At 71.8% G+C, this 14,858-nt stretch carries 15 protein-coding genes; 8 read left to right on the top strand and 7 right to left on the bottom strand.

Features of this window, described 5'->3' with window-relative positions:
- Positions 1 to 66 precede the first annotated feature (66 nt).
- Positions 67 to 1,275, bottom strand: coding sequence for a lipid-transfer protein (locus tag ACWGKQ_RS08030; RefSeq protein ID WP_453291031.1), 1,209 nt, complete (start codon positions 1,273 to 1,275; stop codon positions 67 to 69).
- A 196-nt stretch (positions 1,276 to 1,471) separates the two neighbouring features.
- On the opposite strand from ACWGKQ_RS08030, the gene ACWGKQ_RS08025 reads away from it, so the two are divergent.
- On the top strand, positions 1,472 to 3,214 hold the full coding sequence (locus tag ACWGKQ_RS08025) for an MFS transporter (protein ID WP_453291030.1): 1,743 nt from the start codon (positions 1,472 to 1,474) through the stop codon (positions 3,212 to 3,214).
- Between the two features lie 191 nt (positions 3,215 to 3,405).
- Here the strand turns inward: ACWGKQ_RS08025 and ACWGKQ_RS08020 are convergent, their stop codons facing one another.
- Complete coding sequence (locus ACWGKQ_RS08020) at positions 3,406 to 4,458, bottom strand: aldo/keto reductase (RefSeq protein WP_453291029.1); 1,053 nt, start codon at positions 4,456 to 4,458, stop codon at positions 3,406 to 3,408.
- Positions 4,459 to 4,794: 336 nt separating this feature from the next.
- On the opposite strand from ACWGKQ_RS08020, the gene ACWGKQ_RS08015 reads away from it, so the two are divergent.
- From ACWGKQ_RS08015 to ACWGKQ_RS08000, 4 genes are all read left to right on the top strand, one after another.
- Positions 4,795 to 5,475 carry a class I SAM-dependent methyltransferase gene (locus ACWGKQ_RS08015; RefSeq protein ID WP_453291028.1) on the top strand — a complete coding sequence of 227 codons (681 nt, stop codon included), beginning with the start codon at positions 4,795 to 4,797 and terminating at the stop codon, positions 5,473 to 5,475.
- 39 nt (positions 5,476 to 5,514) lie between these two features.
- Positions 5,515 to 6,429, top strand: a complete 915-nt coding sequence (locus tag ACWGKQ_RS08010; RefSeq protein WP_453291027.1) for an N-acetylmuramoyl-L-alanine amidase — start codon at positions 5,515 to 5,517, stop codon at positions 6,427 to 6,429.
- A gap of 145 nt (positions 6,430 to 6,574) precedes the next feature.
- Complete coding sequence (locus ACWGKQ_RS08005; protein ID WP_453291026.1) at positions 6,575 to 7,375, top strand: hypothetical protein; 801 nt, start codon at positions 6,575 to 6,577, stop codon at positions 7,373 to 7,375.
- Positions 7,376 to 7,471: 96 nt separating this feature from the next.
- Positions 7,472 to 8,482 carry an LLM class F420-dependent oxidoreductase gene (locus ACWGKQ_RS08000; protein ID WP_453291025.1) on the top strand — a complete coding sequence of 337 codons (1,011 nt, stop codon included), beginning with the start codon at positions 7,472 to 7,474 and terminating at the stop codon, positions 8,480 to 8,482.
- Here ACWGKQ_RS08000 and ACWGKQ_RS07995 read toward each other — a convergent pair.
- Entirely contained in the window at positions 8,479 to 9,045 is a 567-nt protein-coding gene (locus tag ACWGKQ_RS07995; RefSeq protein WP_453291024.1) for a hypothetical protein, read from the bottom strand. The genes ACWGKQ_RS08000 and ACWGKQ_RS07995 overlap by 4 nt on opposite strands.
- A 136-nt stretch (positions 9,046 to 9,181) precedes the next feature.
- Between ACWGKQ_RS07995 and ACWGKQ_RS07990 the strand changes: the two genes are divergently transcribed.
- A complete protein-coding gene (locus ACWGKQ_RS07990; RefSeq protein WP_453291023.1) occupies positions 9,182 to 9,475 on the top strand; it encodes a hypothetical protein in 294 nt (97 codons plus the stop codon).
- A 90-nt stretch (positions 9,476 to 9,565) separates the two neighbouring features.
- Here the strand turns inward: ACWGKQ_RS07990 and ACWGKQ_RS07985 are convergent, their stop codons facing one another.
- From ACWGKQ_RS07985 to ACWGKQ_RS07975, 3 genes are read right to left on the bottom strand one after another with little or no spacing between them, the layout of a single operon-like run.
- A complete protein-coding gene (locus ACWGKQ_RS07985) occupies positions 9,566 to 10,636 on the bottom strand; it encodes a prenyltransferase (RefSeq protein ID WP_453291022.1) in 1,071 nt (356 codons plus the stop codon).
- Positions 10,633 to 11,403, bottom strand: coding sequence for a class I SAM-dependent methyltransferase (locus ACWGKQ_RS07980; protein WP_453291021.1), 771 nt, complete (start codon positions 11,401 to 11,403; stop codon positions 10,633 to 10,635). Before ACWGKQ_RS07980 ends, ACWGKQ_RS07985 begins: the two co-directional genes overlap by 4 nt.
- Complete coding sequence (locus ACWGKQ_RS07975) at positions 11,397 to 12,794, bottom strand: glycosyltransferase family 4 protein (protein WP_453291020.1); 1,398 nt, start codon at positions 12,792 to 12,794, stop codon at positions 11,397 to 11,399. Before ACWGKQ_RS07975 ends, ACWGKQ_RS07980 begins: the two co-directional genes overlap by 7 nt.
- A 220-nt stretch (positions 12,795 to 13,014) precedes the next feature.
- Between ACWGKQ_RS07975 and ACWGKQ_RS07970 the strand changes: the two genes are divergently transcribed.
- Positions 13,015 to 13,656 (top strand): TetR family transcriptional regulator, encoded by a 642-nt coding sequence (locus tag ACWGKQ_RS07970; RefSeq protein ID WP_453291019.1) that lies wholly within the window; start codon positions 13,015 to 13,017, stop codon positions 13,654 to 13,656.
- Between the two features lie 337 nt (positions 13,657 to 13,993).
- A complete protein-coding gene (locus tag ACWGKQ_RS07965) occupies positions 13,994 to 14,620 on the top strand; it encodes a maltokinase N-terminal cap-like domain-containing protein (RefSeq protein ID WP_453291018.1) in 627 nt (208 codons plus the stop codon).
- Here ACWGKQ_RS07965 and ACWGKQ_RS07960 read toward each other — a convergent pair.
- A complete protein-coding gene (locus tag ACWGKQ_RS07960; protein ID WP_406435441.1) occupies positions 14,617 to 14,850 on the bottom strand; it encodes a ferredoxin in 234 nt (77 codons plus the stop codon). The genes ACWGKQ_RS07965 and ACWGKQ_RS07960 overlap by 4 nt on opposite strands.
- Positions 14,851 to 14,858 lie beyond the last annotated feature (8 nt).

Below are 14,858 nucleotides of genomic sequence, written 5' to 3'. Positions count from 1 at the left end.
CGGCCCTCGGTCGTACGGCCTAGATCACCCGCCGGAGACCACCCGCCGGAGACCACTCGCCGGAGATCACTCGCCGGAGGTCACCCGCCGCAGGAGCGTCACCACCGCCGCCCCGCCCAGCCCGATGTTGTGTGCGAGCCCCACCCGGGCGCCGGGCACCTGCCGGTCACCGGCCGCGCCGCGCAGCTGCCACACCAGTTCGGCGGTCTGGGCCAGCCCGGTCGCGCCCAGCGGATGCCCCTTGGAGATGAGCCCGCCGGAGGGGTTCACCACCCAGCGCCCGCCGTACGTGGTCGCGCCGGACTCGACGAGTTTGCCCGACTCGCCGACGGCGCACATGCCGAGCGCCTCGTAGGTCAGCAGCTCGTTGACCGAGAAGCAGTCGTGCAGTTCCACGACGTCGACGTCCTCGATGCCGAGGCCGGAGCGGTCGTACACCTGGCGGGCCGCCGCCTTGGACATCGGCTGTCCGACGACGTCGATGCACGAGCCCGACGCGAAGGACTCCTCGGTGTCGGTCGTCATCGCCTGCGCGACGATCTCGACGAGCCCGGTGAGCCCGCGCCGTTCGGCGAACCGCTCGGAGACGACCACGGCCGCCGCCGCGCCGTCGGAGGTGGGCGAGCACTGGAGTTTGGTGAGCGGGCGGTGGACGGTGCGCGCGGCGAGGATGTCGGCGACCTCGTACACGTCCTGGAACTGGGCGTACGGGTTGAGGGCCGAGTGCCGGTGGTTCTTGGCGGCCACGGCGGCGAGCTGTGCCTCGGTCGTGCCGTACCGCTCCATGTGCTCGCGGGCCGCGTCGCCGAAGATCTGCGCGGTGGGCGGGGTCATCTCGAAGCCGTGCCGGGCGGCCATGACGCCGTAGTGCCGGGCGACCGGCGACGTGGCGAAGTCGCCGCCGTCGGCGCCGCTCCCCAGCGCGCCCCTCTTCATCTTCTCGAAGCCGAGGGCCAGGACGCAGTCGGCCGTGCCGCCCTCGACCAGCTGGCGGGCGAGCATCAGGGCGGTCGCGCCGGTGGCGCAGTTGTTGTTGACGTTGTAGACGGGGACACCGGTGAGACCCAGCTCATAGGCGGCGCGCTGACCGGCGGTGGAGGGCTGGAAGCAGTAGCCGACGGGAACCTGTTCCACCTCGCCGTAGGTGATCCCCGCGTCGGCGAGCGCGGAGCCGCCGGCCTCCCGGACCATGTCCCAGTACTGCCAGTCCCGGCTCTCGGGCTTCTCGAACCTGGTCATCCCGACCCCGGCGACATACGCCTTCACAGCAGCCATGACGCGGGAGATTAGAACACGTTCCACCAATAGACCAGACCCTGACGGCGGATCAGAAACCCATGGGACGGTCAAGGATTCGTTAGCAGCTCGAAGCAACGGAATAGTTGCCTGTGCATACGAGGTTTACCTACCACTTATCCACTGATCGCTGCGGCACCCTTCCGTCACTCTCTCGGCCCGGAGGCCCCACTCAATGACGCACACGACGACCGACCAGCCCGCCCGGGGCGCGAGCGGGGCCGTGGTCCCGGTCCTCGCCTTCGCGGGCATCGTGGTCGCGGTGATGCAGACCCTGCTCGTTCCGGTCATCAAGGACCTTCCGCAGCTGCTGGGCACCGAGCCCAGCAACGCCACCTGGGTCCTGACCTCGACACTGCTGTCGGGCGCCGTGGCCACCCCGATCATGGGCCGCCTCGGCGACCTCTACGGCAAGCGGCGGATGCTGATCCTGAGCCTCGCCGTGATGGTGGTCGGCGCGCTGGTCAGCGCGCTCACCAGCGACCTGCTCACGATGATCGCGGGCCGCACCCTCCAGGGCTTCGCGATGGGCGCGATCCCGCTGGGCATCGGTCTGATGCGGGACATGCTGCCGCGCGAGAAGCTCGGCTCCGCGATGGCCCTGATGAGCTCCTCGATCGGCGTCGGCGGCGGCCTCGCGCTGCCCGCCGCGGCCCTGGTCGCGCAGCACATGGACTGGCACGCCCTGTTCTACGGCGCCGCCGGCCTCGGTGTGCTCTCCATAGCCCTGACCCTCCTGGTCGTACCGGAGTCCCCGATGCGCGCGGAGGGTTCCTTCGACGTGGTCGGCGCGCTGGGCCTGTCCGTCGGCCTGGTGCTGCTCCTGCTGCCCATCACCAAGGGCAGCGACTGGGGCTGGTCGTCCGGCACCACGCTCGGCCTGTTCGCCGCCTCCGTCGCCGTCCTCCTCCTCTGGGGCGTCTTCGAACTGCGCCACTCGGCCCCGCTGGTCGACCTGCGCACCACCGCCCGCCCGGCGGTGCTCTTCACCAACCTGGCCTCGATCATGGTCGGCGTCAGCTTCTACGTCGTCTCGCTGGTCCTGCCGCAGTTGCTCCAGCTCCCGAAGGCCACCGGCTACGGCCTCGGCCAGTCCATGGTCACCGCCGGTCTGCTGGTCGCCCCGCTGGGCCTGACGATGATGTTCACGGCCCCGGTGTACGCCCGCCTCTCCGCCAAGTACGGCCCCAAGACCACCCTCATCCTCGGCATGCTGATCATCGCGATCGGCTACGGCTCCGGCCTCGGCCTGATGAGCGCGCCCTGGCAGAGCCTGGTCATCGCGGTCGTCCTCGGCGCCGGCATCGGCCTCGCCTACTCCTCGCTGCCCGCCCTGATCGTCGGCGCGGTCCCGGCGTCCGAGACGGGCGCGGCGAACGGTCTCAACACGCTGATGCGGTCCATCGGCACGTCCGTCTCCAGCGCCGTCATCGGCATGGTGCTGGCGAACACGGCCAACAACGTGGGCGGCGTCGCCGTCCCGACGATGCACGGCTTCCGGGTCTCGTTCCTGATCGCCACGGGAGCGGTGGCGGTGGGCCTGGTGCTCGCCCTGTTCCTGCCGAAGCGGAGCCTGCCGGTCCAGCACACGCAGCTGCGGGTCAGCAGCGAGGAGGAGGCCGCGATCGCCCACGCCGAGGAGGCGCTGCGGGGCTTCCGCGGCCGCGTCCTGGACGCCGAGGGCGTGCCGGTGGCCCGCGCCAAGGTCACCCTGATCGACCGGCGGGGCCGGCAGGCGGGGGCGACGCTGTCCGCCGAGGACGGCACGTACGCGCTCGCGGTCCCGGCCGAGGGCGCCTACGTACTGGCCGCGAAGGCGGCGGGCCACGGCCCGCTCGCCTCGTCGGCCACCCACGCCGGCGACGACCGCGCGATCGCCCTGGACCTGGCCCTGCCCGGGGAGACGGTCAGCGCGTGACACTCCGTGGGGGCGGCCGCGAGTAGGACGCGGTCGCCCCCCACTTGCTACGGGACCGAGCGCCCCACTGGAAGTGCCGCGATGCGCCGTCTGCCGACTGCGGCGCCGTCGTGGCTGGTCGCGCCCGCGCGGCGGAGCCGCACATGGATACGGCCCCGCGCCCCTTGGGGCGCTCCCCTTCAGGGCGCTCGTCAGCCCGCGGCCGCGCGGTCCCCGGACGCGCGCCGGCGGGCGGCGGGGTCGGTGAGGGACGGCGGCTGCCAGACGCCGTCGGCCCGGTAGAGGTCGGTGCCGGGGGGCACGATCTCGTCGATACGGTCGAGCACCTCGTCGTCGAGGACCAGCTCGGCCCCCTTGAGCAGCGCGGTGAGCTGGTCCATCGTGCGCGGGCCGATGATCACCGACGTCACGGCCGGGTGCACCAGCGGGAAGGCGACGGCCAGCTCCGGCAGGGTGCAGCCCACCTCCTCGGTGAGCGCGACGAGCCGCTCGACGACCGCGTACTTGGCCGCGTTGCCGGGGACCGCGGGGTCGAAGCGCTGCGGAAAGCGCTTGGCCCGGCCGGTGGTGAGGTCGACGGGCCGGCCCTCGCGGTGGGCGCCGGAGAGGAAGCCGGAGGCGAGCGGCGACCAGGTCAGCACGCCCATGCCCAGGCGCTGCGCGGTGGGCAGCACGGCCCGCTCGATGCCGCGGGCGAGAACCGAGTACGGCGGCTGTTCCGTGCGCATCCGCATCAGCCCGCGCCGCTCCGCCACATGGTGCGCCTCGACGAGGTCCTCGGCGGGGAACGTGGAGCAGCCGAACGCCCGGATCTTTCCCGCCGTCACCAGGTCGCCGAGGACGGAGAGCGTCTCCTCGATGTCGGTGGTGTGGTCGGGCCGGTGCACCTGGTAGAGGTCGATCCAGTCGGTGTCCAGCCGCCGCAGGCTGTCCTCGACGGCCTTGAGGATCCAGCGGCGCGAGTTGCCGCTGCGGTTGCGGCCCTCCCCCAGCGGAAAGTGCACCTTCGTGGCGAGCACCACGTCGTCGCGCCGGCCCTTGAGCGCCTTGCCGACGATCTCCTCGCACTCACCGGCCGAGTACATGTCGGCGGTGTCCACGAAGTTGATGCCGGCGTCGAGGGCGGTGTTGATGATGCGGGCGCCGTCCTCGTGGTCGGGGTTGCCGGAGCCTCCGAACATCATCGTGCCGAGGCAGTGGGTGCTGACCTCGATGCCGGTCCTGCCGAGGACTCGATAGCGCATACCGGTTGCTCCGTCACAGGTAGAGGCGGGTTGGCGGCGTCAGTGTAGGTCTTGGAGCTCACTTGAAAGGCCGGTCCCCGGCCACCCGGAAGCTCCGCAGGTGCTCCCGCAACCCCCCTGGAACGCGGCTCACTTGGGGAGCGCACCGCCCGTGCGGCGACCTGCGGACACCCGAACCGCTTTGGCTGATTCACGCCGGGGCACCGGTGCGCCCCGGTGCGGCGGCCACCACGTCGACACCCCGCCGGGGAGTCGTCCGCACCCCCGGCCGGGTGACCGGCGCGGCGGGTGCGGCAGCATGGACGTCCGCACAGTCGTACGAGTGAAAGGACCCCCATGACCGCGGCAGCCCCCGAGCCCGAGATCCTGGCCGCGTTCGAGGCCGCGAAGGGGTTCATGCCCGTCGGGGAGGGACTCGCGCTGTACGCGGCCGCCGTCGAGGCGGGGCGGCTCGGCCTCCCGTTGCTGGAGGTCGGGACGTACTGCGGGCGCTCGACGATCCTGCTCGCCGACGCGGCCCGCGCGGCCGGGGTCACCGCGCTCACCGTCGACCACCACCGGGGCAGCGAGGAGCAGCAGCCGGGCTGGGACTACCACGACCCGGAGACGGTCGATCCGGAGATCGGGCTGATGGACACCCTGCCGGCCTTCCGGCGCACCCTGTACCGGGCGGGCCTGGAGGACCACGTCGTCGCCGTCGTCGGCCGTTCCCCGCAGGTCGCCGCGTTCTGGAACGCCCCGCTCGGCTTCGTCTTCATCGACGGCGGCCACACCGACGAGCACGCCACCGCCGACTACGAGGGCTGGGCCCCCCATGTGGCCCCGGGCGGGCTGCTCCTCATCCACGACGTCTTCCCCGACCCGAAGGACGAGTTCACCGGCCAGGCCCCCTACCGCGTCTACCTCCGCGCCCTGGAGTCGGGCGCCTTCACGGAGGTCTCGGCCCACGACTCACTGCGCGTCCTGCGGCGCACGGGGGCGGGGATCCCCGACGCGTCATCCCGACGGCCCTCTTGAACGCTACGGACGCCGTGGACGGCGGCTAGGGTGGCAGATGTGTCGTACACAGGCCCGGAATTCGATCCCCCGCAGCAGCGCCGGTTCCGGCGGGCGCCGCTCGCTGTCGGTCTCGCCGCGCTGGTTCCCGGTGCACTGCTCGGATGGGTGGTGTACGAGGGGGTGGGCAGGCCCGGCGGGAGCGGTGCCGGGCAGGCGGACGCGGCGACGCCCAAGTCGGCGGCCGAGTCGCCGACCGACGACGCCAAGGTGCCGGCTGCCGGCCCGAGCGCGGGCCGCCCGCTGCAGGGCAAGGTCGTCGTCATCGACCCGGGGCACAACCCGGGGAACTTCCAGCACACGTCCGAGATCAACCAGAAGGTGAACATCGGGACGAACTGGAAGGAGTGCGACACGACGGGTACGTCCACCAACGCCGGGTACAGCGAGGCCCGCTTCACCCTCGACGTCGCGCACCGGCTGCGGACCCTGCTGGAGCGGCAGGGCGCCACGGTGAAGCTGACGCACGACGGGGACCGGCCGGCCTGGGGGCCGTGCGTGACGAAGCGCGCCGAGATCGGCAACGCCGCGCACGCCGACGCGGCCATCTCCATCCACGCCGACGGAGCGCCCGAGGGCGACCGCGGCTTCCATGTCATCCTGCCCGCGTCCGTGCACTCGGGCGCCGCCGACACCCGCCCCATCGTCGCCTCCTCCCGCACCCTCGGCGAGCGCATCGAGAGCGACTTCACGAAGGTCACGGGCAGCGCGCCGTCCAACTACGTCGGCAACGGCACCGGTCTCGACGTACGCAAGGATCTCGGCGGTCTCAATCTGTCAACGGTTCCCAAGGTGTTCATCGAGTGCGGCAACATGCGCGATAGCAAGGACTCGGCACTGCTGACCAGCGGGGCCTGGCGGCAGAAGGCGGCACAGGGAATGTCTGAGGGAATCGTGAGTTTCCTGCGGGGGTAGGCATCGGCGGGCCCCCGCGGGCGGACACCCTGATCGTTCGGACGATAGTGTCCTTCCTACGATTCCCACGATCGGTTCCCAACGATGAGGGGCACACCCCCGCGACGCCTCCTCCGCCGACGAGACGACCCACGAAGGACCTGAAGTGAATATCCGCTCCCTCACTAGAGGCGACGGCGCGGTGACCGGAGCAGCGGTATTGCTGTTCGTCGCGTCGTTCCTCGACACGTTCGACAAGTCCGGTCCGAACGCCTGGGACAACCTCGGCCTGGTGATGAGCATGTACGTCGGCGGCATCGCCGGCGCGGTCCTGATCGTCCTCGCCCGCGCACTGCCGCAGCCGCTGAAGTTCGTCGGCCTCGACCTGGGCCAGCTCGGCGTCGGCCTCACGGTGTTCTCCGTGTGGACCGCGTTCTGGTCGACCATCGACCCGCTGGGCGCGTTCTCCGACCAGTTCAACGGCACCGACGTCGGCGCGGGCTCCGGTCTGATCCTCGGCCTGATCGCGGCCCTGGTGCTGGCCGCGGCCGCCGTCGCCACCCCGCTGGTCCCGGCCCTCCAGGCGGCCCTGATCCCGGCCCCCAAGCCGCAGGCCCCGCAGCCCTACGGCGCCCAGCCCCCCGGCGGCTACGGCTACCCGGGGGCCGCCGCCCCGCAGCCCGGCCAGCCCTACGGCGCCCAGCCGCAGCCGGGCCAGCCGTTCGGCCAGCAGCAGCCCCCGGCCGCCGCGCAGCAGCCGCCGGCCCCGGACTTCTCGCCGTTCTGGTTCGCCGTCCCGGTGTCGCGGCCGCTGTTCTCGGAGGACGGCTCGACCGCGCCGATCGCCGAACTGGCGCCCGGCACCTGGTACTTGGCGGTCGAGCAGCGGGGCGTCGCCCTGGTGGCACAGACCCAGGACGGCCGCCGTGGTGTGCTGCAGGACACCTCCGGGATCCAGCGCGGCTGAACAGCCCAGCTCCTACGGCCCCTTGCCCTTCCGGGTGAGGGGCCGTTGTCGTACAGTCGGCCGGCGATTTGTCTGACGTGACGTCAGGAGGCGGTCATGCGGCTCGGGTTGGCACTCGGCTACTGGGGGCGCGGGCCCTCCCCGGACCATGTGCCGCTGGCGCAGGAGGCGGAGCGGCTCGGATACGACTCGGTGTGGACGGCGGAGTCCTGGGGCTCGGACGCCTTCACCCCGCTCACCTGGATCGCCGCCCAGACGTCGACGATCAAGCTGGGTACGGCCGTTGCCCAGATGGCGGCCAGGTCGCCGACCACCACCGCGATGCACGCGCTGACCCTGGACCATCTCTCCGGCGGCCGGGTGCTGCTCGGGCTCGGGCTGTCCGGGCCGCAGGTCGTGGAGGGCTGGTACGGCCGCCCGTTCCCGAAGTCGCCGCTGACCGCGACGCGGGAGTACGTGGACGTCGTACGGCAGGTGCTGCGCCGGGAGGGACCGGTGGCGGTGGACGGGCGTTTCCACTCCCACCCGTACCGGGGCCCGGACGCGACCGGTCTCGGCAAACCGCTGAAGCCGATCACCCACCCGCTCCGCGCCCGCCTGCCCGTCCTGCTCGGCGCCGAGGGACCGAAGAACGTCGCCCAGACGGTCCGGATCGCCGACGGCTGGCTGCCGCTGTACTGGGCGCCGAGCCGCCCCGAGGTGTACGGCCCGGCGGTCGCCGGTCTCCCGGAGGGCTTCCTGGTCGCCCCCATGGCCCAGGTCAGGGTCTGCGACGACGTGGCGGCCGGGCTGCTGCCGGTGAAGGCCATGCTCGGCTTCTACATCGGCGGGATGGGCCACGCGGCCCGCAACTTCCACGCCGACCTCATGGCCCGCATGGGGTACGAGCAGGAGGCACGGCGGATCCAGGAGCTGTTCCTCGCGGGACGGCGCGAGGAGGCGGTGCTGGCGGTGCCGGACGCGTTCGCCGACGAGATCTCGCTGGTCGGCCCGCGCGAACGCATCGCCGAGCGGCTGGAGTTGTGGCGCAAGGGCCCGGTGACCGACCTGCTGGCCCTGTCACCGGACCCTCACACGCTGCGGGTGCTCGCCGAGCTGAACTCCTAGCCCCCGGTGAGCTGACCGGCAGAGGGCACCTGGTTGTGCACCGGGGCGCCGGCGCTCTGCCCCGCCGCCTTGACCTGGTTGATGATGTCGTTGAACGAGCTCGCCGCGTCCCCGTCGCCCTTGCGGAGCTTGGACGGCAGGCCCTTCAGCGAGGCGATCCCGGCGGAGAGCGGTGCGATGGCCCTGGACAGCAGCGGGTCGCCCTGGGCGTTCCGCTTGGCGGCCTGGAGCCGGTTGTAGGCGAACCCGCCCGCCGCGGCGGCCTTGATCAGGGCGAAGGTGCGGCCGTGGGCGCCCTTCTTGAACTTGCCGGCCTTCCACGGCTTCACGATCCACTGGTAGGTCGCGCCGGCGGCGAGACCGGCGTTGGCGACGAACCGGGTCTTGGCGAGCCTCTGTTTCTGCGCGGACGTGCTCGGACTGGGCGTGTCGGCCACCGGGGCCGCCACGATGCCGGTGTCGACGGACTTGCTCCGGGTGCTGCCGGCGCAGGCGGTGACACCGGCGACCAGGGCACAGCAGAGGGTGAGCGCGACGACGAGGCGCCGTATCGGTACGGGCACGGGGTCCTCCCGTGAGTCTCGATGTCCTCCCCGAGCGAGTACTTCCTCCGGCAGCCTCACCCAGATGGCGGCACCTCGCCACTCGGGGAGAACGCCGTTCAGGTTTCAAGGACCGTTCCGCGGCAACCCGGACCGTATGTCCCCTGCTTATCGGAACGGCCCCAATCAGGCCGGCAACGTCGTAGCGATCGTCGCCGACGTGATGGCCCTCATCCTGGGCCTGTGGATCCTGATGTACCTGCTGGACGCGAACCGGGCGAACAGCCTGGTCCAGTTCGTCCATGACGCGGCCAACTGGCTGGCCGGCTGGTCACGCGACCTCTTCACCTTCGACGAGACCTGGGCGAGGGTGGTGGCCGGCTACGGCCTGGCAGCGGTGGTCTACCTCTTCATCGGCCACGCCGTGGCCAACCGCATGCACCGCCACTGACATCAGTGCAAGCGCCCCTTGGGGGCGCGGGGAACTGCGCGACCAGCCCCCACGGCGCCGCACCCGCCGTACCGCAGAACCCCCCGCCCCTCAGGCGCAACAATCCACCTCAAGCCCAGAAGGAAGCTCCCCGCCCCCGAAGACCGCACACGTCGCGTCATGCCCGCCCAGCGCAGCCACCGCGAGCAACAACGACCCCGCCGTCCACGTCGTGAGCTCCCGCGGCCACACAGCGTCGTCCTCGAACACGTACCCGGTCCAGTACAGCCCCGACTCCGCGTCCCGCAGATGCTGGATGGACTGCAGGATCTCCAGCGCCCGGTCGGACTCCCCCACCGCCCACAGCGCCAGCGCCAGCTCGGCCGACTCCCCGCCGGTCACCCACGGATTGGGTACGACGCACCGCACCCCGAAACCGGGCACCACGAACCGGTCCCAGTCCTTCTCGATCCGCGCCCCCGCCTCCGCACCGGTCAACGCCCCGCCCAGCACCGGGTAGTACCAGTCCATCGAGTACCGGTCCTTGTCGAGGAACCGCTCGGGGTGGCGCCGTATCGCGTGCCGCAGCGCGCCCACCGCCAACTCCCAGTCCGGCTGCGCCTCTTCCCGCTGCTCGGCGATGGCGAGCGCACAGCGCAGCGCGTGGTGGACGGACGAACTCCCGGTCAGCAGCGCGTCGTCGGCGGCCGTGCCGTCGTCCTCGCGCCGCCAGCCGATCTCGCCGCCCGGCTGCTGCAGCCGCAGCACCCACTCGACGGCCGCGTAGACGGCGGGCCACATCCGGTCGAGGAAGGTGTCGTCGCCGGTGGACAGGTAGTGGTGCCAGACGCCCACGGCGATGTACGCGACGAAGTTGGACTCGCGGGCGCGGTCGGTGACGTCGTCGTGCGCGCCGTCGGCGTAGGCCGCGTACCAGGAGCCGTCCTCGTTCTGGTGCCGGGCGAGCCAGCTGTACGCCCGTTCGGCGGCCGCGTGCTCCCCGGCCGCGTCCAGTGCCATCGCGGCCTCGGTGTGGTCCCACGGGTCGAGGTGGTGCCCCCGGAACCACGGGATCGCGCCGTCCTCCCGCTGCACGGCGAGGATGCCGCGGACGGTCGCGGCGGCCTGCTCGGCGGTGAGGACCCCGGGCAGGACGAGGTGTTCTGTCCGGGGGGTGGTCACTTGGCGGCCACCTCGGCGTCCGACGGGACCTTCGGACCGGCCTCGGCGGCGGGCAGGTGCGGCTTGGTGGCGTAGACGACGAAGCTCTTGCCCAGGACCGGGTTGAGCGCCTGCTCGGCGATCCGGGTGGCCAGCGGCTTCTTCATGATGTCCCAGACCAGCAGCTTGTGGTACGCCCGCACCGGCAGCGCCTTGTCGTTGTCGACGCCGAACGCGCACTTCAGCCACCAGTACGGCGAGTGCAGCGCGTGCGCGTGGTGGCTGCCGTAGGGCCGCAGACCGGCTTCCTTGATCTTCCCGACCAGCTCGTCGGCCTTGTAGATGCGGATGTGGCCGCCCTCGACCTCGTGGTAGGCGTCGGAGAGCGCCCAGCAGACCTTCTCGGGGCCGTAGCGGGGCACGGTGACGGCGATCCGGCCGCCCGGCTTCAGCACCCGCACCATCTCGGCGAGCACGCCCTTGTCGTCGGGGATGTGCTCCATCACCTCGGAGATGATGACGACGTCGAAGGAGTCGTCGGGGAAGGGCAGGGCCAGGGCGTCGCCCTCCATGGCGGTCGCGGTCGCGCCTGCCGGAGCCTCGCCGGCCTCCTTCATCGCCGCGAACCACTTGGCGACCTCGCGGATTTCCTCGGCGTTCTGGTCGAGGGCCACGACCTGGGCGCCGCGCCGGTAGCACTCGAAGGCGTGCCGGCCGGCCCCGCAGCCGAGGTCCAGGACGCGGTCGCCCGGCGCGAGCGGGAACCGGGAGAAGTCGACGGTCAGCACGTGGCCCTGCTTTCACTCTCGTGACGAACACCAGCTGAGGCCGCGGAGCGGCCGGGACTGCGGGGTGCGGAGGGGGCGCCGGCCTCGGCCGCGGAGCGGGCGATCGCCTCGCGGTAGCGGGCCACCGTGCCCTGCGCGGCACGCGCCCAGGTGTAGTGCCGCAGCACCCGCTCACGGCCCGCACGGCCGAGCCGCAGCCGCAGCTCCGCGTCGCCCAGCAGCCGGTTCAGCGCGGCGGCCAGCGCGCCCGGGTCGCCCGGCGGTACGGCCAGGCAGGTCTCCCCGTCGCGCCCGGCGACCTCGGGGATCGCGCCGCCGGTCGTCGCGACCAGCGGGGTGCCGGTCGCCATGGCCTCGGCGGCGGGCAGCGAGAAGCCCTCGTAGAGCGACGGCACGCAGGCGACCTCGGCCGAACGGACCAGGTCGACGAGTTCGGCGTCGGAGATGCCCTTCACGAACTCGACGGCGCCGTCCAGACCGTAACGTTCCATCGCCTGCGCGACGGGCCCCTCGGTGGGCCGCTTGCCGACGACGACGAGATGGGCGCCGGGGTGCTCGGTCCGTACCTTGGCGAGCGCCTCGACGAGGAAGACGAGCCCCTTGAGCGGGACGTCCGCGCTGGAGGTGGTGACGATCCGGCCGGGCACCTGGGGGACCGCGGGATTCGGCGCGAAGAGGTCGGTGTCGGCGCCGATGTGGACGACGTGGACGCGGTCCTCGCGGACGCCGAGGTGGTCGACGATCTCCTGGCGGGAGGTGCCGGAGACGGTGAGCACGGAGGGCAGCCGGCGGGCCACCCGCTTCTGCATCCGGGTGAAGGCGTACCAGCGCCGTACCGAGTACCGCCGCTTCCATCCCTCGGCGGCGTCCAGCTCCAACTGCCGGTCGACGGTGATGGGATGGTGGATGGTGGTGACGAGGGGGGCGCCGATGTCCCCCAACAGGCCGTATCCCAGGGTCTGGTTGTCGTGGACGACGTCGAACTGCCCGGCGCGGGCGCGCAGATGGCGGCGGGCGCGCAGGGAGAAGGTCAGCGGTTCGGGGAAGCCGCCGGTCCACATGGTGGCCACCTCGAGGGCGTCGACCCAGTCCCGGTACTCGTCCCGCTTCGGCGTCCGGAAGGGGTCCGGGGAGCGGTACAGGTCGAGGCTGGGCAGCTCGGTGAGGGTGAGGCCCGGGTATCCCTCGTCGAGGACGGGGTACGGCTGCGAGCCGATGACCTCGACCCGGTGTCCGAGCCGGGCCAGCTCGCGCGACAGGTGCCGTACGTAGACACCCTGGCCGCCGCAGAACGGGTTCCCTTTATAGGTGAGGAGCGCGATGTCGAGCGGTCGCTCGCCGTCGGCGGCGGGTTCCTCGTCGGCACCCGCCCGACTGGCCTCAGCGGTCACTCCGGGCCCCCTTCTCCCTGCACTTTCCCGTGAGGTTACGCCGGGACGCTAATCTAGAACAAGTTTCAGAGTTGATCGTTCAGGAGGCTCTGAATCTACCGGCAGGTAGGGGCGGAGTGAGCAGTGGATCAGGTGATTCGCGCCACGGCGGGAACCCCTGCCATGCTGTCTGATCACTCGCCCTGAGCACTGCCCTCACCGACTGTCACGGACGGGACCCATGCCTGTGGAAGCCAAGGTGGACATCGGCGCCAGATCGGCCACCCCGCCGCTCACCGAGCGGCAGGAGGCCCGGCGCCGCCGGATCCTGCACGCGAGCGCCCAGCTGGCCAGCCGGGGCGGTTTCGACGCCGTGCAGATGCGTGAGGTGGCGGAGTCCTCCCAGGTGGCCCTGGGGACCCTGTACCGGTACTTCCCGTCCAAGGTGCATCTGCTGGTCGCGACCATGCAGGACCAGCTGGAGCACATGCACGGCACGCTGCGCAAGAAGCCGCCGGCGGGCGAGACGGCGTCCGAGCGGGTCGCCGAGACCCTGATGCGGGCCTTCCGCGCCCTCCAGCGGGAGCCGCACCTGGCCGACGCGATGGTCCGGGCCCTGACCTTCGCCGACCGCAGCGTCTCCCCCGAGGTGGACCAGGTGTCCCGGCAGACGACGGCGATCATCCTGGACGCGATGGGCCTGACCGACCCCACGCCCGCCCAGCTGTCCGCCGTCCGGGTGATCGAGCACACCTGGCACTCGGCGCTGATCACCTGGCTCTCGGGCCGCGCCTCCATCGCCCAGGTGAAGATCGACATCGAGACGGTGTGCCGCCTGATCGACCTGACCGAGCCGGACCGGAAGCAGGACGAGAAGAAGTAGGCGAAGCGGGCACACGAAGACCTACGAGACGGGTTCCCTTCGCCGGCATGGTCCGGATCAGGTGATGGGGGTCGCCGTCCGGCCCGACTGCTGCCTTCCGGCCTCTCAGCCCGACCGTCGACGTCGGCACCGGCGGATGCTTCTGCATCTGCGTCACGCCAGAGTCGGCTACTCCGCTCGGACTCCCTCACTCGCCTCGTAGGCTGCTTCCAGGATAGAACGCCTGAAGCAGAAGAGAACCCCTAAATGTGGATTTTCTGGACTTTTCCTGATAGGGGCAGGCTGCCGGGCGGAAACCACCTGGCGAGGCGTCCCGGCCCGGCACCAGAATCCCCCCATGGCACTCATCCACCGCACCACCCTCAAGCCCACCAAGGTCGAACTCCTCGCCGCCTGGCTCCCGACCCGCTCCTGGTACCACGGCTCCGCCGCACCGGAGCCGGCGAGGGCCGGCGGATTCCGGCTGGACGATCCGGAGGGCGAGGTCGGGATCGAGTTCATGGTCGTCACCGAGGAGTCGGGGGCGTACCTCGTGCCGCTCACCTACCGCGGCGCCCCGCTCGGCGGCGCCGAGCACGCCCTCGTCGGCACCACGGAGCACGGCGTACTCGGTCCGCGCTGGGTCTACGACGGCTGCCACGACCCGGTACTGACGGCGGAGTTGCTCGCCCTGATCGAGGGGCGGGCCGAGGCGCAGGCGCAGAGCATCACCGACACCCCCGACCGTGAGGTCGCCCGTTCCTACGCCGGAGAGGGCCCCGTCACCGGCCTCGGTGCCCCCGTCGACACCGACGAGAGCACCGAGTTCGCCGTATCGGACGCCGGCCTGGTGCTGCGGCTGCAGCGGGTGCTGACCCCTGGTTCGACGCCGCCCGACGGCGCGGTCGGGCATGTCAGCGGGGCCTGGGAGCAGCCGGACGGCAACCGCACCCGCGCCCTGTTCGCCGCCCTCCGGTCCCGCTAGTCCTCCGGCGGGAACACCGGCTCCCCGCTGCCCAGCAGGGTGATCGTGATCGCCTCCACCGGGCAGTTCTCCGCCGCGTCGAGGACCTTCCCGTTGGCGTCCGTCTCCGGGTCCACGGGGTGGGACTGCATGGCGGAGTCCAGGCGGAAGGAGCCGGTGGCCCGGTGGACGCACTGGGCCGAGCCGATGCAGAGGGCGCGGTCGACCTCGACGTGCCAGCGGTCGCCCATGGCGGTCC

Source organism: Streptomyces sp. NPDC054770 (genome assembly GCF_053611985.1).
Note: the sequence above shows the minus strand (reverse complement) of the source record. Positions and strands in the feature narration are given on the sequence as shown.

What these genes read in the sequence shown, in the direction of transcription:
- ACWGKQ_RS08030 (WP_453291031.1), bottom strand. Translation starts at nt 1,275, where the DNA reads ATGGCTGCTGTGAAGGCGTATGTCGCCGGGGTCGGGATGACCAGGTTC.
- ACWGKQ_RS08025 (WP_453291030.1), top strand. Translation starts at nt 1,472, where the DNA reads ATGACGCACACGACGACCGACCAGCCCGCCCGGGGCGCGAGCGGGGCC.
- ACWGKQ_RS08020 (WP_453291029.1), bottom strand. Translation starts at nt 4,458, where the DNA reads ATGCGCTATCGAGTCCTCGGCAGGACCGGCATCGAGGTCAGCACCCAC.
- ACWGKQ_RS08015 (WP_453291028.1), top strand. Translation starts at nt 4,795, where the DNA reads ATGACCGCGGCAGCCCCCGAGCCCGAGATCCTGGCCGCGTTCGAGGCC.
- ACWGKQ_RS08000 (WP_453291025.1), top strand. Translation starts at nt 7,472, where the DNA reads ATGCGGCTCGGGTTGGCACTCGGCTACTGGGGGCGCGGGCCCTCCCCG.
- ACWGKQ_RS07990 (WP_453291023.1), top strand. Translation starts at nt 9,182, where the DNA reads ATGTCCCCTGCTTATCGGAACGGCCCCAATCAGGCCGGCAACGTCGTA.
- ACWGKQ_RS07970 (WP_453291019.1), top strand. Translation starts at nt 13,015, where the DNA reads ATGCCTGTGGAAGCCAAGGTGGACATCGGCGCCAGATCGGCCACCCCG.
- ACWGKQ_RS07965 (WP_453291018.1), top strand. Translation starts at nt 13,994, where the DNA reads ATGGCACTCATCCACCGCACCACCCTCAAGCCCACCAAGGTCGAACTC.
- ACWGKQ_RS07960 (WP_406435441.1), bottom strand. Translation starts at nt 14,850, where the DNA reads ATGGGCGACCGCTGGCACGTCGAGGTCGACCGCGCCCTCTGCATCGGC.